The 17,127-nt window shown below is 63.2% G+C and carries 19 protein-coding genes; 14 read left to right on the forward strand and 5 right to left on the reverse strand.

Annotation, left to right across the window (positions count from 1 at the left end; translation table 11 throughout):
- Positions 1–129 precede the first annotated feature (129 nt).
- Positions 130–1,752, reverse strand: coding sequence for an apolipoprotein N-acyltransferase (gene lnt, locus V4T21_RS02935; RefSeq protein WP_332712828.1), 1,623 nt, complete (start codon positions 1,750–1,752; stop codon positions 130–132).
- Positions 1,753–1,879: 127 nt separating this feature from the next.
- The gene (locus V4T21_RS02940; RefSeq protein WP_332712831.1) at positions 1,880–2,491 is read right to left on the reverse strand and encodes a hypothetical protein; all 612 of its coding nucleotides are present in this window, start codon (positions 2,489–2,491) and stop codon (positions 1,880–1,882) included.
- Positions 2,492–2,660: 169 nt separating this feature from the next.
- Here V4T21_RS02940 and V4T21_RS02945 point away from each other — a divergent pair, with 169 nt between their 5' ends.
- From V4T21_RS02945 to V4T21_RS02960, 4 genes are all read left to right on the forward strand, one after another.
- Entirely contained in the window at positions 2,661–3,359 is a 699-nt protein-coding gene (locus V4T21_RS02945; protein ID WP_332712833.1) for an AzlC family ABC transporter permease, read from the forward strand.
- Positions 3,356–3,676: an AzlD domain-containing protein gene (locus tag V4T21_RS02950; RefSeq protein ID WP_332712836.1), complete on the forward strand. Its 321-nt coding sequence runs from the start codon at positions 3,356–3,358 to the stop codon at positions 3,674–3,676. Before V4T21_RS02945 ends, V4T21_RS02950 begins: the two co-directional genes overlap by 4 nt.
- A gap of 77 nt (positions 3,677–3,753) precedes the next feature.
- The gene (locus tag V4T21_RS02955) at positions 3,754–4,137 is read left to right on the forward strand and encodes an MliC family protein (protein ID WP_332712839.1); all 384 of its coding nucleotides are present in this window, start codon (positions 3,754–3,756) and stop codon (positions 4,135–4,137) included.
- Positions 4,138–4,541: 404 nt separating this feature from the next.
- Positions 4,542–5,033, forward strand: a complete 492-nt coding sequence (locus V4T21_RS02960; RefSeq protein ID WP_332712842.1) for an MmcB family DNA repair protein — start codon at positions 4,542–4,544, stop codon at positions 5,031–5,033.
- On the opposite strand, the gene V4T21_RS02965 is transcribed toward V4T21_RS02960, so the two are convergent.
- Positions 5,025–5,822 (reverse strand): YbaY family lipoprotein, encoded by a 798-nt coding sequence (locus V4T21_RS02965; protein WP_332712844.1) that lies wholly within the window; start codon positions 5,820–5,822, stop codon positions 5,025–5,027. The genes V4T21_RS02960 and V4T21_RS02965 overlap by 9 nt on opposite strands.
- A 224-nt stretch (positions 5,823–6,046) precedes the next feature.
- On the opposite strand from V4T21_RS02965, the gene V4T21_RS02970 reads away from it, so the two are divergent.
- Positions 6,047–6,439 carry a hypothetical protein gene (locus V4T21_RS02970; RefSeq protein ID WP_332712847.1) on the forward strand — a complete coding sequence of 131 codons (393 nt, stop codon included), beginning with the start codon at positions 6,047–6,049 and terminating at the stop codon, positions 6,437–6,439.
- Positions 6,440–6,459: 20 nt separating this feature from the next.
- Here the strand turns inward: V4T21_RS02970 and V4T21_RS02975 are convergent, their stop codons facing one another.
- Positions 6,460–7,059 (reverse strand): helix-turn-helix domain-containing protein, encoded by a 600-nt coding sequence (locus tag V4T21_RS02975; RefSeq protein WP_332712850.1) that lies wholly within the window; start codon positions 7,057–7,059, stop codon positions 6,460–6,462.
- Positions 7,060–7,176: 117 nt separating this feature from the next.
- Here V4T21_RS02975 and V4T21_RS02980 point away from each other — a divergent pair, with 117 nt between their 5' ends.
- The 9 genes from V4T21_RS02980 to V4T21_RS03020 all read left to right on the forward strand — a co-directional run bounded on the left by V4T21_RS02980 (position 7,177) and on the right by V4T21_RS03020 (position 16,673).
- Complete coding sequence (locus tag V4T21_RS02980) at positions 7,177–8,325, forward strand: hypothetical protein (protein ID WP_332712853.1); 1,149 nt, start codon at positions 7,177–7,179, stop codon at positions 8,323–8,325.
- A 68-nt stretch (positions 8,326–8,393) separates the two neighbouring features.
- Complete coding sequence (locus tag V4T21_RS02985) at positions 8,394–9,299, forward strand: ribokinase (protein ID WP_332712856.1); 906 nt, start codon at positions 8,394–8,396, stop codon at positions 9,297–9,299.
- Positions 9,296–10,495: a class I SAM-dependent RNA methyltransferase gene (locus V4T21_RS02990; RefSeq protein ID WP_332712859.1), complete on the forward strand. Its 1,200-nt coding sequence runs from the start codon at positions 9,296–9,298 to the stop codon at positions 10,493–10,495. The genes V4T21_RS02985 and V4T21_RS02990 overlap by 4 nt, the downstream gene beginning before the upstream one ends.
- 292 nt (positions 10,496–10,787) lie before the next feature.
- Positions 10,788–12,119 (forward strand): sn-glycerol-3-phosphate ABC transporter substrate-binding protein UgpB, encoded by a 1,332-nt coding sequence (ugpB, locus tag V4T21_RS02995; RefSeq protein ID WP_332712862.1) that lies wholly within the window; start codon positions 10,788–10,790, stop codon positions 12,117–12,119.
- Positions 12,120–12,190: 71 nt separating this feature from the next.
- The gene (ugpA, locus tag V4T21_RS03000) at positions 12,191–13,075 is read left to right on the forward strand and encodes a sn-glycerol-3-phosphate ABC transporter permease UgpA (protein WP_332712865.1); all 885 of its coding nucleotides are present in this window, start codon (positions 12,191–12,193) and stop codon (positions 13,073–13,075) included.
- Between the two features lie 14 nt (positions 13,076–13,089).
- The gene (ugpE, locus tag V4T21_RS03005) at positions 13,090–13,929 is read left to right on the forward strand and encodes a sn-glycerol-3-phosphate ABC transporter permease UgpE (protein WP_332712868.1); all 840 of its coding nucleotides are present in this window, start codon (positions 13,090–13,092) and stop codon (positions 13,927–13,929) included.
- A gap of 2 nt (positions 13,930–13,931) precedes the next feature.
- Positions 13,932–14,999, forward strand: a complete 1,068-nt coding sequence (locus tag V4T21_RS03010; protein ID WP_332712870.1) for a sn-glycerol-3-phosphate import ATP-binding protein UgpC — start codon at positions 13,932–13,934, stop codon at positions 14,997–14,999.
- Positions 15,000–15,064: 65 nt separating this feature from the next.
- Entirely contained in the window at positions 15,065–15,694 is a 630-nt protein-coding gene (locus tag V4T21_RS03015; protein ID WP_332712873.1) for a DUF4893 domain-containing protein, read from the forward strand.
- A gap of 202 nt (positions 15,695–15,896) precedes the next feature.
- Positions 15,897–16,673: an SGNH/GDSL hydrolase family protein gene (locus V4T21_RS03020; protein ID WP_332712876.1), complete on the forward strand. Its 777-nt coding sequence runs from the start codon at positions 15,897–15,899 to the stop codon at positions 16,671–16,673.
- Here the strand turns inward: V4T21_RS03020 and V4T21_RS03025 are convergent.
- Complete coding sequence (locus V4T21_RS03025; protein ID WP_332712878.1) at positions 16,670–17,101, reverse strand: Lrp/AsnC family transcriptional regulator; 432 nt, start codon at positions 17,099–17,101, stop codon at positions 16,670–16,672. The genes V4T21_RS03020 and V4T21_RS03025 overlap by 4 nt on opposite strands.
- Positions 17,102–17,127 lie beyond the last annotated feature (26 nt).

A 17,127-nucleotide genomic window follows, 5' to 3' on the forward strand; every position in this document is an offset into this window, starting at 1 on the left:
CATACAACCCCTTGTCATTTCTGAGAATGACAGGATCGGGTGGGAACAATGAGGTGCCCTACACAAACCAATGTCATTCCGGGATTTATTCCCGGAATCCAGCAGCGGCCTCGCAGCGAGCCGAACCTGTCAATCCACCATCCGCCTGCGCCGCCTCTCCCACCCCGGCAGCGCGGCCACGGCGCCCAACACCAGCATCGCCACCAACGGCCAATGCCGGTACTGCCCATAAACCGTCCCGCCCAGCGGTTGGTCGGGCACGCCCTTGATCGCGCCCACCATGCCCTCGGCCATCATCGCGTCGATCCGCCCGAGCGGATCGACGATGGCCGAAATCCCCGAATTGGCGGCGCGCACCATCGAGATGCCCTCTTCCACCGCCCGCACCCGCGCGTGATGGAAATGCTGGGCCGGTCCGATCGACCCGTCGAACCAGGCATCGTTTGTCACAACCAGGATAAACCCCGCCTCGGCCACCGCGTCCCCCAGCGCGCCGGGAAAGACGATCTCGTAGCAGATCAGCGGCATGATGGCGGGCGAACCCGGCAATTCGATCAGCCGCCGCTCGGTCCCCGCCGCCCAGCCTTCCGAGCCGGTCACGAACTGGTTGATGCCGAATTGGCGCAGCGTATCGCCGAACGGCAGATATTCCCCGAACGGCACCAGATGGGTCTTGTCGTAGGAGGTCACCACCTCGCCCGCGCCATTGAAGGCGAGGATGGAATTGAACGGTTTTGCTCCCGGCACGATCTGGCCATTGGTGCCATAGGGCTCGCGCGGCGCGCCGGTTAAAAGCCAGATATCATCGGGCAGCGCGCGGGCGATCTGCGCCAGATATTGCGGCTCCTCGGATAAAAAGAACGGGATCGCCGCCTCCGGCCAGATCAGATGGGTGACGTCGTCCAGCCCCTGATCCTGCGGCCCGGCCCGCATGGTCGACAGATCGAGCAGCCTTGTGATCGTCTCTTGGCGCGCGAAGGTCTGCCATTTGATGTCCTGGGAGATGACCGGCTGGACGATCCTTAAATTGATATCGTCGAACGGCTCGGTTCGGGTCTCGGCCAGCCGATAATTGCCCCACCCGAGCTGCAGTGCGATCAGCCCGAAGGCGGCGAACAGGGGCAGGACGCGGGCGATGATCGAGCGCTCGGCGGCCGGCCAGACCAGCGCCGGGACCGCCGAAACGAGGATGGCGACAAAGCCCAGCCCATAGACGCCGACCAGCGAGGCCGCCTGCATCATCTGCTCATTGGCGGTCAGCGCGTAGCCCAGCAAATTGAACGGGAAGCCGGTGAAAAGATATCCGCGCGCCAGCTCGGCCAGCGTCAGCCCCACCGCCAGCGCGAAAATGCGCCCGGCGCCCGCCGACCAGAAGAAATGCGCAAAAGCGGTGCCCAGCCCCCAAAACAGGGCAAGCAGCAACGCCAGCCCCGCCACCGCGAACGGCATCAGCACCAGAAGCCAGCCGCCATCGACGAAAAACGCCGCGCCCACCCAATGGAGCGTCGTCGCGAAATAGCCGAACCCGAAGGCAACCCCGATCCGGAACGCGGGGCCCAGCAGCACGCCCCGCACCGTGCGCCGCCGCTCAGCGCCGTCGAGCGCCCACACCAGCACCGGCATGCCGAAAAACAGGGCGATGAGGAAGAACAGCGGCGGAGCGGAGAGGCCGGCCACCGCGCCGGCCACCGCCAGAAGCAAAAGGCGCCGCCACCCATGGGCGAGCATGGCAAACTCGGCAAGAGCGGTCATGGCTATCCTTTGGCGCCGAATCACATCTGCCGAACGGTGGCCGTGCCGGGCGCCTCAGGTCAACTGGCGCGAGCAGGCGCGCATGAAAAACGGCGGGGCGCCAAAGCACCCCGCCGTCCGGGTTGGCTTATTGGGTGGTGGTTTCACCCTGGGTCGGGGGCTCGAGCCCCGCGTCGGTGTTGGGGTCTGCCGCCTCGTCGGTCGTCGCGTCCTCGGCCGCTTCGGCCTCGGGCGATTGCTGGCTCTCGACGAAGACGGTCAGCGCCGCATCCCCATCCATCCACACCGCAATCACGTCTGCGGGGGTATAGCCCGCCGCTTCGACGGCGGCGACCACATCGGCATTGCCTTCCACATTGCCCTGCAGCACGTCGATATCGGCCTGATAATCGGCCTGGGTTTCCGCATAGGCGCTGGCGGTGAACTCGCCATCCTCGCCGAGCGTCGAAATATCGACGATCTCGATTTGGGTGTCGGCGGTCACTCCGGAAAGATCGGCGGTGCCTGCACCCTGGAGGGCGGTATCGAGGTCGCCATAGGTGAGGTCGGAAACGCCCGCGTCGACATCGGCATCAACTCCGGCGCCAACACCCGCTTCAACACCAGCATCCTCGCCGCCGAGTTCGGTGGTCACGCCACCGTCGAGCGTCACGCCCGCATCGGCATCCTGGGCGAGAGCGGCAAGCGGCATCGACAGGGTCAAGGCCGTACCGAGGGCAAGAGCAGAGAGCTTGTTCATTTCACTTCTCCATTGAAGTTTCGTGATTTACCGCCCCTCTGAGGGTTAGCAACGGGCCAGCTCCCATCCAGTTGCACGCCGGGGGGCGAGGCGCTCCCAAAGGCCACTGGCCAAGGTTTCCAATCCATTCTAAGCTTCCCGCCCCGCCCCATAGCCGCCCGTCCTTCCCATGCCCGCCCTCCCGACCTTCCGCTCCGGCGCCCGCGCCTCGATGCCCATTGCCATAGGTTATGTTCCGGTCGGCATCGCGTTCGGGGTGGCGGCCATCAAGGCGGGATTCACCGCGCTCGAAGCCACGCTGCTTTCCGCCGTCGTCTATGCCGGAGCCAGCCAGTTCCTCGTCCTGGCGCTGGTGGGGTCGGGCGCGCCGATCCTGGTCACAGCGCTTTCGATCATCGCTACCAATCTCAGGCACGTCTTTTACGGCCCCGCCATCATCGAGGCGGCACGGGGCAACGCCACCAAGCGCCACGCCTGGGCCTGGAGCTTCTTTCTCTCTGACGGCGCGTTTGGCTCGGCCATTGTCGCGCTCAACCGCTCCAAGGATTATTTTTCGCCGCGCTTCATGTTCGGCATCGGCGCAGGTCCCTATTTCGCGTGGCTGATCGGCACGGCGATCGGGGCCGTGGCGGGCGGCGCGCTCAGCGCCTATCCGGCCATCGATGCCGCTATGGGCTTTCTGATGCCCGCGCTGTTTCTCTCGATGGTGCTCTCGCTGATCAACCGCGTGCACGTCCCGGTGGTGATCGTCACCGTCTGCGTCACCCTGGTGCTCATCCTCTTAACCTCGCCCACCGTCGGCATCCTGGGCGGCATGGTGGTGGGGGCGTGCTCGAGCCTTGCGTTCGGCGGAAGGAAACCGGCGTGAACACCGAATTTATCATCATCACCGTGCTCGTGGGCCTGGGCACATGGATGCTGCGCTACCTGCCGACGTGCTTCATGCGCGGCACGGGCAATCCGCGCGCGCCCCTCAGCCGCTTCCTTGCGGCCACCGGCCCGGCGGCCATCGCCGCGCTCTATGTGGGGGCCGTGCTGCCCATGCTCTCGCCCGACCTGCGGGCTATCGCGCCGCTGCTCCTGGGGTCGGCCGCGGTCGTTCTGTTCTATCTCTGGCGCCGCGATATCTCGATAGCCACGGTGGGCGGTGCAATCGTCTATGGAATCGTCTTCGCCCTCGTGTGATCGAGGCGGTCATGGTCCTGCCACGTCACCGGTGTTACGATTCGCATCAGAATCAACCGGATTCGAGGAGGTCGTCCGTGAAACCCCTTCTGCTCGCCGCAGCCCTCAGCCTCGCCGCGCTTCCCGCCGGCGCCGTCGAAACCTCAATGCAGCTCGTGCTCGAACTCGAAGGCAACGCCCAGCGGGACGTTATGACCTATCAGTGCGAAGGCATCGAAAATCCGATGGTCGTCGAATACATCAACGCCCATCCGATCTTTCTGGCCATCGTCCCCATCGAGGGCGAAAACCTGATCTTCGTCAACGTCGTCTCGGCATCGGGCGCACGCTATGTCTCGGGCCAGTACGAATGGTGGAGCCGGGGCAATGAAGCCTTCTTCACCGACGCCATGGACGTGGGCGAGGAGGAAGATTCGGAAGCCGAACCGATCTCGTGCCACAGCGTCGTGGACACGCCCTGATCGCGGGCGGAATCCTCCTCGACCAGAAGATAGATCGATATCGGCCCCTTATGGTGCACCGCCCGGCGGCAGATGCGTCGCAGATCGGCGTCGGTCAGCCCCAGATCGGCCCTGAGATAGGGATCGAGGCGGCGTAACGCTGCATAGGTGGACTGAAACGCCAGCCAATCGGCCAGCACACGGGGCATGAAAAACGGCATGGCAAACCTCCGGCGGCGCCGGACGCGCCACCCAAACCCGTTGATGAAATTTCGATGATCAATGGGGCTGAACGCCCCCTCGCAGGCACAATCATGCGCCCGGATCGCACCGGGGCGCTACGGGCGGTTTTGCAATGCTCGTTTCATTTCCGAAACGCTTGGCGGGGGCTGTTCATCGCGCGCCGATGGGAATAAAATGAGAACATGAGTGATGCTGAATCCGCCCTGCAACCTTTTCTCGTCGATGGCCGCCAGTCGCCGACCGCGCTGCGCGTGCAGCGCGGCGTCATGCGCTTTTTACGCTCGGTCCACGACATGACCTGCTTTGCCGAGGTGCCGCTGACCAATGGGCGACGGGCCGATGTCATCGCGCTGGGGGGAAAAGGGGAAATCTGGATCGTCGAGATCAAATCCAGCCTCATCGACTATCGGGTCGATGCCAAATGGCCCAATTACAAGGATTTCTGCGACCGGTTCTTCTTCTGCAAGCCCCCCGAACTCGACCCGGAAATCTTTCCCGCCGAAGAAGGGCTGATGGTCGCCGACGGCCATTGGGGCGATATCCTGCGTAACGCCCCCCACGAACCGCTGCCCGGCGCGCGGCGCAAGGCGATGCTGCTCAAGCTCGCGCGGCTGGGCGCCGACCGGGTCCATGCCTTGATGGACCCGGCAACGCGTGAAGAGGGCTTATTCTGACTCCGAGGCCTGGGCGGTCAACTCGGCCAGAACTGTTCCGCTCTCGTCGCTGAGCGTCAGCGTCTCGCCTTCGATCGTGTAACCGGTCGCGGCTTCAAGTGCGTTGAACAGCCCGCGCTCGGTGTTCATCTTGGCGTCCTCGCAGGCCATCATGGTGGACATTATCTGCGAAATATCGATGGTACCGTCCTCTTGGTAGGCGATCGAACCGCCGAAGACGTTGCAGCCGCCATTGCCACCGACGGAGCCATCATCGGCGCCAAAGGACAGCGAGGCATCCACGCTATCGGGAATGGCCTCGCCGTCGAGCGCCACGAGCACCCAGCGCGTGCCGGGCAGGGAGGCCGACTCGTCTCCGGCCTCATTTGCCACGGGCGTGTCGCTCACGCCACGCGCGCTCACCAGCGGCACCGAAATCGGCGCATCGTGATTGGCCGGGTCGACGCTGATGCGCGTATCGTTGATGAACCACAGCTCGCCCCCCACATCGATGCGCGCCGAAATGGCATAGCTGTGTCCGGAAACCACGTCGCCGGAAGCGACATCGAGAACAAAGCCGATCGGCACCTGCCCGGCCGGATCGATCACTTGCTGAGCAAGGGTTTGCGCCGGCGCGTCGGCCAGCGAAACGTCGATCAGCGATATCGTGGCAACCGCATTGTCGGGCAAGGCGATGCGCTCGCGATAGGAAATATCGCCGGTAATCGTCATGTCATCGGCCATGGCCGCGCCGCTCATCAGCAAGGCCGAGAGCGCTACAATCGAAAACGCAGTGGATTTGATACGCATGGAAGGGTCCTTTCATCTTGGCAAACCCTGCATTCTCCTTGCCGCGCCGGCGCTGAACCGGGTCTGAACGGCCCGGCTTGGCTAATCGCGCTGGTTAAAAGCGCGCCAATCGGCGCATAACGCGCATGAAACGCATAATAATATGGTTAAGTATTGCTGAAGATGTCCAGCGGCGATTTTCTCTTTTGCGTCGAAGGGGTTATCCCTTCCAACAGGAGGCAAACATGAAACTTTTCGCTGCATTGACCATCGTTTCCACCCTGGCCCTGGCCGCTCCGGCTCAGGCCCAGATCCTCGGGTCGGGCAATTCGGGCCTGCTTGGCCTTGGCAATAATCTGCTCGGTCTGCAGACCGGCCATATCTCGGTCCTCAACGGGGGCATCCTCAACGGCTCGAACGTGCTTTCGGGCCTGTTGGGCAGCTCGCGGGCGTCCAACGCCTCGACCAATGTCACCGGTTCGGGCAATGCCACGGCGCCTCATGGCGGCACCGTGGTTTCGGGACGCGGCAACACAGTCGTTCCCGGTTCGGGCAACGTGGTGGGCGCCGGCAACATGGTCGGCAACCAATGGGGCTCGAACTATTCCTACCGCTCGTTCTCCCGCTTCGGCTGGTAAGCCCAAGCCCAAGCCCAAGCCTAAGCCCGGTCCGTCGCAGTGGTTGCGCCGGGCCGGGTCGCGGGTTTGAGCCCGATGCGCGTCACCTTGTGTTTTTCGTCGCGCATGAAACTCATCTCTCCGATGGCGTAGAGCTCGGGCCCGATCCTGTTGACCGTCAGCCGTCCATGGCAGGCCCAGGGCCGCGCCTCGTGGGAAAACGGGATTTCCAGCGTCATCACCGGATCGGCTTTCGCCAGCACTGCGAACCGTTTCGCCATCCCGGCAAGCGTGGGATTGATTTCTTTGTCGAACAGCCAGCCGAACAGTTTGAGCGGACCGCCCCTTTCGCGCAGGAACGGGCTCGCCGCCACGATTTCCAGCCCTTCGTCGAACAGCACCAGCGGCGCCTGCGCCCCGCGCACATAGTGGATCAGCCCCGCCAGCGCCGGATCGCTGCGTCCCCAGATCAGCGCCTGGATGGCATCGAGATTATAGGCCCTGGGCCGGTCCCGCCCGCTCTCCCAGCGCGAAACCTGGCTCTGGCTCACCCCAAGCGTTTTCGCAATGGCGTCCTGATTGATGCGCGTGCTGATACGGAACCTGCGCAGCGCCATCCCGATCTCGATGCTTCGGTCCATTCCCCCACCCGCGTAAAAATACGGGCCCGCGTGGCGCCAAAACCTTCACCACGCCGCCCCATGATCGCCTTCGATCTGACCATCGGGCGCGTGAACATTCTTTGTGGGGGACGGTAGGTGAACATCCTTAGAGTGGCCATCCTCACGGCAGGCCTCGGCATGAGCGGCCCCGCCCTCGCCCAACCGGCCCCTACGCTCTCCTCGAGCGTCGAAGCGGGCTGGACATCCAACGCCCAGGCCATCGCCGGCGGCACATCGGACAGCTACCTCACAACGACACACACGATCGGGCTCGCCATGCCCGGCGAGGACTTCGCCCTGCGCGGCGCAATCTTTTTCGAAGACACCCGCTATGGCGTGCTCTGGCGTGAAAACGACTGGTCCACCTCCCTGACGCTCGACGCCGACGCCCGCCCGCTCCCCGAAACCGCCCTGCGTGGCAGCCTGATCCTCTCCTACGAGGAGGAAGGCCAGGCGCTCGGCCTCGTCGGCGTCACCCTCCCCACACTCTCGGCCCTCGCCCGGCTGCGCGCCGAAACCGCGCTGGGCAGAGCGATCCTTGGTACCGATCTGGCCTATGGCGCTACCCGACCCGGCGAAACGCGGTTCGAGGGCGGGTTTTTGCCCGATACCCGCACCGAAGCCATCACAGACACGATCATCGCCGGCCTCGACATCGCTCATTCCATAGCCCCGGCCGTCGCCCTTACGGTCCGCGCTCAATATCTGGCCACCCTCGTTTCCTCTGACGAACAGGCGATTTTCGCCCGCCTCCCGGTCTCGGTCGCCCGCCTCGCCGCCGGTTTCGAGCTCGAGGACGCGGCTGCCTCGCTCTCCCTGCGCGGTGGCATCGACGCCATCCTCCCCCACGACCAATCCATCGACGCCCTCGCCACGCCTCACACCGCACTCGCCACCCAACTGCAACTGAGCGACACCCTCACTCTGGCCGCCACCTTCGATGCCGGCGCCGAAACCGGGGACCCCGCCGACGGCCTTGCCGACTGGCGCCTCAAGGCACGCGGCAGCATTCTGATCACCCCCGTCCCCCAATGGGCGCTCGAAGCCGCGTTGTTCGCCGGCCAGCGCCGCAGCCCGGCCCTCGACGTCACGATCGAAACCGAGCGCGGCGCCGAACTCATCGCTCGCTGGATGCCGCTGGGCGGGCTCCGACTCGAAGCGCTGGCCCGCTATCGCCGGGTCGAAGGCCTTGCGCCGGCTTATGACGAAACCCGCATCGGCCTGCGCATTTCTGCGGCGATCTGACTTTCCCATTGAGTTGGCCTGGTTCCCTTGGCACAAGGGGGCGATTCAACGAAAAAGGACCAGGCGCTGTGATCGTCGTGTTCGGCTCCATCAATATCGACCTGATCGGTCACGCGCCCACGCTGATGCGGCCCGGGGAAACCGTGCTCGGCTCCTCACTCGAACTCTCCCCGGGCGGCAAGGGCGCCAATCAGGCGCTCGCCGCGCGCCGGGCCGGCGCCGAGGTGAAAATGGTGGGTTGCGTGGGCAATGACGATTTCGCCACCCAGGCGCTGGCGCTGCTCAGCGAATCGGGGGCCGATCTCTCGTCCGTCCGCCGCATGGACCGACACACCGGCACCGCGCTGATCATCGTCAATGCCGAGGGCGAGAACATGATCACCGTCCTCCCCGGCGCCAATTCGCGGCTAACCGCCACGGCCCTCGAACAGGCCGGCATTGCCGAGGGCGACTGGCTCCTCCTCCAGCTCGAAACCCCCATCGACGCCTCGATCGCCGCCGCCGCGCTAGCGCGGAAAAACGGCGCCAAAGTCGTGCTCAATCTTGCCCCCTACACCGATTTCGATCTCAAATTCCTCGATTACATCGACGTGCTGGTCGTCAACGAAACCGAGCTGGCCGGCGTGCTTTCGATGCTCGGCGCGCCCGAACTCGATGAAGAAGCCTCGGTTGCCTGGCTGGCAGAACGGATCGACACGACCGTCGTCGCCACCCTGGGCGCGCGCGGCGCGCTTGCGGCAACGGATGGGCAGACCGTCTCCGCCCCCGCCCTGCCGATCACCCCGCTCGATACCGTGGGGGCCGGCGACACTTTCGTTGGCTATCTCGCAGCCGGGCTTGCCGAAGGGCTCGACCTCGCGAAGTCCATGGAGCGGGCGGGGGTCGCGGCGGGTCTGGCCTGCCTCGTCAATGGTGCCCAGCCCTCCATCCCCGATGTCGACGCGGTCACGGCCCGGATCGCCGCCCCGAAATGACCCTAGAAACCCTCATCATCGAACGGCTTGGCCATCGGGGCGAGGGCGTCGCAACCCTTGATGGCAAGCCGGTCTTCGTGCCGCTGACGCTGGCCGGCGAAACCATCACCGCCCAAATCGAGGGCAATCGCGCGCAACTCATCGATATTCTCGCCCCTGCACCGGAACGGCGGGAGACACCATGCCCGCATTACGGCGCCTGCGGCGGCTGCCAGCTCCAGCATCTTTCGCCCGAACTTTATCTCGCGTTCAAGCGCTCGCTGGTCGCCCAAGCCCTTGATCGCGCCGGTGTTTCTGCCGAGGTTAAGGACCCGATCATAGCGCACGGCACGGGGCGTCGCCGGGCCACGTTCCACGCCACGCCCAGCGCTGCCGGCTTCATGGCGCTGCGCAGCCACGCCATTCACGATCTCGATTTTTGCCCGATTCTGGTTCCGGCGCTGGCCCGCGCGCCAAAAATCGCCCGCGATATCGCCGCAGCCATCGGTCCGTGCGATGTCGCCTTCACCGCCTCCGACATGGGGCTGGACGTCGCGATCCGCGCCAAAGGCGCCCGGCCGAACCCAAAACTCACGACCCTCGCCCGCGCCTTCGATCTGGCGCGCCTTTCGCTCAACAGCGAACCCCTGATCATCCATCGCCAGCCCAGTATCGCCATGGGCAAGGCCGAGGTGCCGCTTCCCGTCGGCAGTTTCCTGCAGGCGACCGAACAAGCCGAAAACACGCTCGCCGCGCTGGTGACCGGCGCGGTTTCCGGCGCTCGGCACATCGCCGATCTTTTCTGTGGCGTCGGCCCCTTCGCCCTGCGCCTTGCCGAGCGCGCGCCGGTCTTTGCCGCCGATGCCGATGGCCCGGCCGTCGCCGCCCTCGACGCGGCGAAACGCAACACAAAGGGTCTCAAGCCCATCACAGCCGAGCGGCGCGATCTGTTCCGCGAGCCGCTAGGCCCGTTTGAGCTCAACCGGTTCGATGCCGTGGTGCTCGATCCACCCCGGGCCGGAGCGCAGGCCCAAATCGGCCAACTGGCCGGATCGAAGGTCAAAACCATCGCTTATGTGAGCTGCGACCCACAGAGTTTTGCCCGCGATGCTGCCGTGCTGGTGCAGGCGGGATTCGCGATCGGCCCCGTCACTCCGGTCGATCAGTTCGCCTTTTCCTCGCACACCGAAGTCTTCGCGGTTTTCAACAGAGTCTGATTTCTGCGTGCGGCCTCGGTTGCCAATCATGACAATCCTGTCACAATAGTTCCGTCGGCAGACGCAAATATGCGCTGCCGGCTAAGACGGCGATCGTGACGTCGGGAGGAGTTCAAGGGAGGAGAACGGCCATCGCATGGCGCCGCACGCGCGGGAAGCGCGGGCTTTTCCACCGTCATGCAATCGTCATGTCATCGTCACCTGAGCTTTGCACGTCCGGTCTAGGCATCTGCCCCGTGGTTCGCGCCACCGGCCGGATGCGGCCGAGACAGAATTTGATCGGGAGAACATCATGAAAAAGACACTTCTGGCCAGCGGCACCGCCGCCATGGCTCTCGCTCTGGGCGCCTCTTCGGCTTTTGCCCAGACCGAAATCAACTGGTGGCATTCGATGGGCGGCGAGCTCGGCGAACGCCTCGTGGGCATTGCCGACGATTTCAACGCCAGCCAGGACGAATACGTCGTGGTTCCGTCCTATCGCGGCGAATACGAGGAATCGATGGTCAACACCATCGCCGCCTTCCGCGCCAATGAACAGCCCCATATCGTACAGATCTACGAAGTGGGCACCGGCACGATGATGGCTGCCCCGGGCGCCGTCTATCCGGTTTACCAGCTGATGGCCGACCACGGTTCGAATTTCGATCCCTCCGCCTTCCTCCCGGTCGTCACCGGCTATTACACCGACACCGAAGGCAACATGCTTTCGATGCCGTTCAACTCCTCGACCCCGATCCTCTATTACAACAAGGACGTGTTCGAAGCCGCCGGCCTCGACCCCGAAGTCGCTCCCGCGACCTGGGAAGAAATCGAATCCTTCTCCCAGCAGATCATCGATTCGGGCGCTGCCGAATGCGGTTTCGTGATGGCTTACACCGGCACCTGGCTGGGCACTGAAAACCTCTCGGCCCTGCACAACGTTCCTTATGGCACGCTGGAAAACGGGTTCGGCGGTCTGTCGAGCGAATTGGCCTTCAACCACGAGCTCTCTGTTCGTCTCTGGGAAAAGCTTGCCGAATGGCAGGATGCGGGCATCTATTCGTACGGCGGCCCCGCCGGCGGTGCCGACAACGCGCCCAAATTCTATTCCGGCGAATGCGCCATCTACATGAACTCCTCGGCTTCGCGCGCCGGTGTTATGGCCAATGCCGACGGTTTCGAAGTCGGCTTCGGCATGCTCCCGGTGTTTGCTGACGTCGATGGCGCTCCGCAGAACTCGATCATCGGTGGCGCGACGCTCTGGACGCTGGCCGGTCACGAAGACGCCGAATATGAAGGCGTCGCCGAATTCCTCACCTATCTTTCTTCGGCCGAAGTCCAGGCTGCCTGGCACCAGGCCACCGGCTATCTCCCGGTCACCCTCGCCGCTTACGAGCTGAGCCAGGAACAGGGCTATTACGAAGAAAACCCGGGTTCTGATATCGCCATCCGTCAGATCAACCTCAACGAACCCACCGAAAACTCCAAGGGCGTGCGCTTTGGCAACATGCCCCAGATCCGTACCGTTATCGACGAAGAGCTTCAGGCTGTTCTCTCGGGCAGCAAGACCGCCCAGGAAGCCCTGGATTCGGCTGTCGAGCGCGGCAACCAGATCCTGCGCGAGTTCGAAGCCGCCTATCAGTAAGCGGTATCCATGAGGATAGAAAGGCCGGCCCATAGCGCCGGCCTTTCGACATTTTTCGCGACGGGCAGGCGATGGAAACCAAACGCACAGTATTTCCCAACAAGGCGCTGCCCTATCTGTTTGTGGCGCCCCAGCTGATCATCACGCTGGTGTTCTTCATCTGGCCGGCCAGCCAGGCGGTCAAATCCTCCTTCGAGCGCGCCGATCCCTTCGGGCTCTCGACCCAGTTCGTCGGGCTGACCCATTATATCCGCCTGTTCCAGGACCCCCTCTATATCAATTCCATCGGCCGCACGGTGATTTTCGCCATCGCGGTCACGGCGATTTCCATGGGGCTGGCGCTGCTGTTCGCGGCCGCCGTTTCCCGGCTGATCCGTTCCTCGCACGCCTATACGACACTCCTGGTCTGGCCCTATGCGGTCGCCCCGGTCGTCGCGGGCATCCTGTGGTGGTTTCTGTTCAACACCTCCACCGGCATCCTGCCCTATATGCTGCGTTATTTCGGCGTGGTCTGGAATGCCAACCTCAATGGCGACCACGCGATGATCCTCATCATCATCGCCGCCGCCTGGAAGCAGATTTCCTATAATTTCCTGTTCTTTCTGGCCGGAATGCAATCGGTTCCCCACTCGCTGACCGAGGCCGCCGCCATCGACGGCGCGGGTCCGTTCAAGCGGTTCTGGACCATCGTCTTCCCGCTGCTTTCGCCGACGACCTTCTTTCTGTTCATCGTCAACATCAATTACGTGATGTTCGACACCTTCGGCATCATCGCAGCCACCACCAATGGCGGCCCCAACCAGGCGACCAATATCCTTGTTTACAAGGTTTATTCGGACGGTTTCATCGGGCTCAACATCGGTTCGTCCTCGGCGCAGTCGGTCGTCCTGATGCTGTTCGTCATCGCCCTCACCTTCATCCAGTTCCGTTATGTGGAACGCCGCGTAAACTACTGAGGGGGAACGGTTCTATGGTTGAAAACAGGCCTTTTCTCAACATTCTCACCCACCTGGTGCTGGTCGTCGGCGTCATCATCGTGGCCTTTCCAGTCTATGTCGCCGTCATCGCCATGACCCACACCGACGTGACGCTGAACAGCGGCGCGCCGCTGCTGCCGGGTGCCGAGCTGATATCCAATCTCATTGCCGTTTGGACCTTCGATCCGCCGGGCGCCCCACCCTTCTGGCTGATGGTGTGGAATTCCACGGTGATGGCGTTCATCATCATGGTCGGCAAGATCGCCATCTCGATCATCTCGGCCTACGCCATCGTCTATTTCCGCTTCCCCTTCCGGGTGCTGGCCTTCTGGATCATCTTCATCACGCTGATGCTTCCGGTCGAAGTGCGCATCATCCCCACCTATGAGGTGGTCGCCAATCTGGGCATGCTCAACTCCTATGCTGGCCTGACCATTCCGCTCATCGCCTCGGCCACGGCGACCTTCCTCTTCCGGCAGTTCTTCATGACCATCCCCGACGAGATGATGGAAGCCGCCCGGGTCGATGGCGCCGGTCCGCTCAAATTCTTCCGCGATATCCTCCTGCCGCTTTCGCGCACCAATATCGCGGCACTGTGCATCATCTTGTTCATCTATGGCTGGGTTCAGTACCTCTGGCCGCTTCTGGTCACAACGCGCGAAGAGCACTTCACGCTGATGATGGGGGTCCGCCAGATGGCCGGCGCTCAGGAAGTCGATCCGCAGTGGAACCTTATCATGACGGCGGTGGTGCTCGCCATGCTGCCCCCCGTCCTCATCGTCATCGCCATGCAGCGCCTGTTCGTCAAAGGCCTGGTCGAAACGGAGAAATAATAATGGCATCGATAACGCTCAATTCCGTCAAGAAGACCTATCAGGGCAATGTGACGGCCATCCACGGGCTCGACCTTTCGATCGAGGACGGCGAACTCGTCGTTCTCGTCGGCCCCTCGGGCTGCGGCAAGTCCACGCTTTTGCGCATGATCGCGGGGCTGGAAACCATCACCGGCGGGGAAATTCGCATCGGGGAGACCATCGTCAACAAGCTCGAACCGGCCGAGCGCGACATCGCCATGGTGTTCCAGAACTATGCGCTCTATCCGCACATGAGCGTGCGCCAGAACCTCGAATACGGGCTCAAGAACCGCAAGACGCCCAAGGAAGAGATCGATCGCCGCGTCGCCGAAGCGGCGCGCATTCTTGAGATCGAGCAATTCCTCGAGCGCAAGCCGCGCCAGCTTTCGGGTGGCCAGCGCCAGCGCGTCGCCATGGGGCGCGCCATCGTGCGCCAGCCCAAGGCGTTCCTGTTCGACGAACCGCTTTCCAACCTCGACGCCAAGCTGCGCGGCCAGATGCGGGTAGAAATCCGCCGCCTGCAGCGTGCGCTGGGCACCACATCGGTCTATGTCACCCACGATCAGCTCGAGGCCATGACGCTGGCCGACAAGCTCGTGGTCATGAATGGCGGGGTGATCGAGCAGATCGGCAAGCCCCTCGACATCTATTCCGATCCCGCCTCGCTGTTCGTCGCCGGCTTCATGGGGTCGCCGGGCATGAACCTGATTGCCACCGATGCCTTGCGCACGCTGGCCGGTGGTCTTCCCGATCGCGTCGGGTCCGGTTGCGGCACCATCGGCATCCGCCCCGAGGATATCGCTCTCGTCCCGCCCGCCGAACCCCATCTCGCGATCGACGCCACCCTCGACGCTGTCGAACTTGTCGGTTCGGAAAGCCTGCTCTATGTCCACGGCCAGGGGCTCGACAAGGAACTGGTGCTGCGCAGCGCCGGCATCCATCGCGGCGAGACCGGAGACGCGCTCAAGCTCCATGTTCCGCACACGGCCCTGCACTGCTTCGACGCCCAGACGGGACGAAAAATGCACAATGGTGTCGGTAACGCCTGAATAGGGTCGCATAACACCGCCACAATCTCCGATCTCGACCCGTATATAGACAATATGGAGCCGCCATGCGTGCCGTCACCGGAGCCCTCCTCGCCCTCTTCCTGTCCCTGGCTTTCCCGGCTTTGGGACAGGAATCTCCCAATTACGCCAAGCACTTGCTCACCCAGCTCCACCCCGAGGACCAGACGCTCGCGGAGGGCTGGCGCGAGGCGCTCCAACTCCGTCTCGACGGATTGGCCGAGACCTCAAACGATCCGGAAACCCTTGATTCCCTTACCGATTTCCAGACCCTGATCGACGCCGAACCCATCACCTTCGACATCTCAGAACTCGAAGGCGAATGGCGTATGCGATCCCTGCAAGCCACGGAACTGGGGGCTTTCGTCTATCAATATTTCCCCGCCCGCATCTATCCGGAAGCCCAATCGCTGGTCTTCGACAAGAATTCGGGCAGCCAGCGCCATCGCGGCATGCTGGCCCAACGCGATGATATGACAGTGTTTTTCGTCGGCGCCCTCTATTACGGCTATGAGGCTCCGCGGCTCTATTCGACGATGACCTCCGGCGAAATCACGCCCGAACAACGCGAATTCGATGCCGTCGCGGAAATCAACAAGATCGGCGAAAACCATTTCGTCATGGCCTTCGCACCGGAAGATGGCGGGCGGTTCCGGCTTTACGAAATCAGAAAGTAAGCCCCGCCCATCGTCGACGATGGGTAGGATGGGAGACATGTTCGGGGGACAAATGTCACCGATCCCACCCATTGCAGGGAACGCCAAGCCATCAAACGCATGGATGCGCCCCGCTTGGGGTTGTCAGCCCGCAAAGGCCCGCGCTAGCAAATTCCATCCCTTGCGTTCCCGCGCAGGGGCGGAGGAATTTGGAGGAAAATCAATGATTAAACTTGCGTGCTCGCTGGCCGGAGCCATGCTCCTGCTCGTCCCGGTTTCCGCCCTCGCCCAGGAGGCGACACCCGATACGCCACGGCAGATCCTCTTTGTGGGCAACAGCTATTTCTACTACAATGACAGCCTTCACAACCACCTCAACCGCATGCTCGCGGAAGCCGAGGGGCGGGACGACGACGATCTTTTGGCCTATCGCTCGATCACCATTTCCGGCGGTTCGCTCTCCCATCACCCTTTCGAGCACTACCTGACACCCGGCGCCATCGGCTATGACGAGCCGTTCGACGCGGTGGTCCTTGCCGGGCACAGCGCCGCCGGCAATTCGGACAACCGCCGCGCGGCCTTTCGCGACGCGGTTCTGGCGGCCAATGAGGCGATCACCGAACACGGCGCGCAGACCGTGCTCTACATGACCCACGCCTATGGCGAGGGACATCGCAACCACAGTGACGAGATGACCGATAATCTGGCCAGCCTTTATACCGAAGTCGCCGCCGAGATCGACGCGACGGTCATCCCGGTGGGCCTCGCCTTCGCCAAGGCATACGAGGAGCGGCCCGATCTCGAACTGCATGTCGAGTTCGACCACAGCCACCCCAATCTGGCCGGGTCCTACCTTGCCGCGGCCACCGCGCTTGCGACGCTTTACGGCGTTTCCCCGGTCGGCCTCAGCTATGATTATTACGGTCGGCTCGATGCTGAAACCGCCGCGTTTCTGCAGGAAATCGCGGCTGAAACCGTCGCCGAGTTCGAAGACATCTAGCGCTCGACCCGTGTCGAGAGGATGATCGAACTCATGGTGCGCTCGACCCCTTCGAGCGCACCGATCCTGTCGATCACAGCATCGAGTTCGGCCACCGACGGCGCTTCCACCACGACGATCATGTCGTAACTGCCGGAAACCGAGTGCACGGTGCGCACTTCGATCATCGCTTCGAGGGCCTTGACCACTTGCCCCACCAGTTTGGGTGATACCGTGGCCATCAGATGCGCGCTGATCTGGTTGGAAAGATATCCCCCCGACAGCTTGAGCGCGTAACCTGCAATGGTGCCGTTGCGTTCGAGCTTTTCGAGGCGGCTTTGCGCTGTGGAGCGTGAAACGCCCAGCCGCCGCGCCAGTTCGGCCACGGGCATGCGGGCGTTCTCGCGCAGCAGCGCCAAAAGCATGCGGTCGGCGTTAACTTTCGTCATTGTGGCGTAAATTTTCGTCAGTTTGC

Source organism: Pelagibacterium mangrovi (assembly GCF_036662815.1).
In the GTDB taxonomy this organism is placed as follows: Bacteria; Pseudomonadota; Alphaproteobacteria; order Rhizobiales; family Devosiaceae; genus Pelagibacterium; species Pelagibacterium mangrovi.

Excerpts from the sequence above, each read along its gene's own strand:
- lnt (WP_332712828.1), bottom strand. The coding sequence starts at position 1,752 with ATGACCGCTCTTGCCGAGTTTGCCATGCTCGCCCATGGGTGGCGGCGC.
- V4T21_RS02940 (WP_332712831.1), bottom strand. The coding sequence starts at position 2,491 with ATGAACAAGCTCTCTGCTCTTGCCCTCGGTACGGCCTTGACCCTGTCG.
- V4T21_RS02945 (WP_332712833.1), top strand. The coding sequence starts at position 2,661 with ATGCCCGCCCTCCCGACCTTCCGCTCCGGCGCCCGCGCCTCGATGCCC.
- V4T21_RS02960 (WP_332712842.1), top strand. The coding sequence starts at position 4,542 with ATGAGTGATGCTGAATCCGCCCTGCAACCTTTTCTCGTCGATGGCCGC.
- V4T21_RS02965 (WP_332712844.1), bottom strand. The coding sequence starts at position 5,822 with ATGCGTATCAAATCCACTGCGTTTTCGATTGTAGCGCTCTCGGCCTTG.
- V4T21_RS02970 (WP_332712847.1), top strand. The coding sequence starts at position 6,047 with ATGAAACTTTTCGCTGCATTGACCATCGTTTCCACCCTGGCCCTGGCC.
- V4T21_RS02975 (WP_332712850.1), bottom strand. The coding sequence starts at position 7,059 with ATGGACCGAAGCATCGAGATCGGGATGGCGCTGCGCAGGTTCCGTATC.
- V4T21_RS02990 (WP_332712859.1), top strand. The coding sequence starts at position 9,296 with ATGACCCTAGAAACCCTCATCATCGAACGGCTTGGCCATCGGGGCGAG.
- ugpB (WP_332712862.1), top strand. The coding sequence starts at position 10,788 with ATGAAAAAGACACTTCTGGCCAGCGGCACCGCCGCCATGGCTCTCGCT.
- ugpA (WP_332712865.1), top strand. The coding sequence starts at position 12,191 with ATGGAAACCAAACGCACAGTATTTCCCAACAAGGCGCTGCCCTATCTG.
- ugpE (WP_332712868.1), top strand. The coding sequence starts at position 13,090 with ATGGTTGAAAACAGGCCTTTTCTCAACATTCTCACCCACCTGGTGCTG.
- V4T21_RS03010 (WP_332712870.1), top strand. The coding sequence starts at position 13,932 with ATGGCATCGATAACGCTCAATTCCGTCAAGAAGACCTATCAGGGCAAT.
- V4T21_RS03015 (WP_332712873.1), top strand. The coding sequence starts at position 15,065 with ATGCGTGCCGTCACCGGAGCCCTCCTCGCCCTCTTCCTGTCCCTGGCT.
- V4T21_RS03020 (WP_332712876.1), top strand. The coding sequence starts at position 15,897 with ATGATTAAACTTGCGTGCTCGCTGGCCGGAGCCATGCTCCTGCTCGTC.
- V4T21_RS03025 (WP_332712878.1), bottom strand. The coding sequence starts at position 17,101 with ATGACGAAAGTTAACGCCGACCGCATGCTTTTGGCGCTGCTGCGCGAG.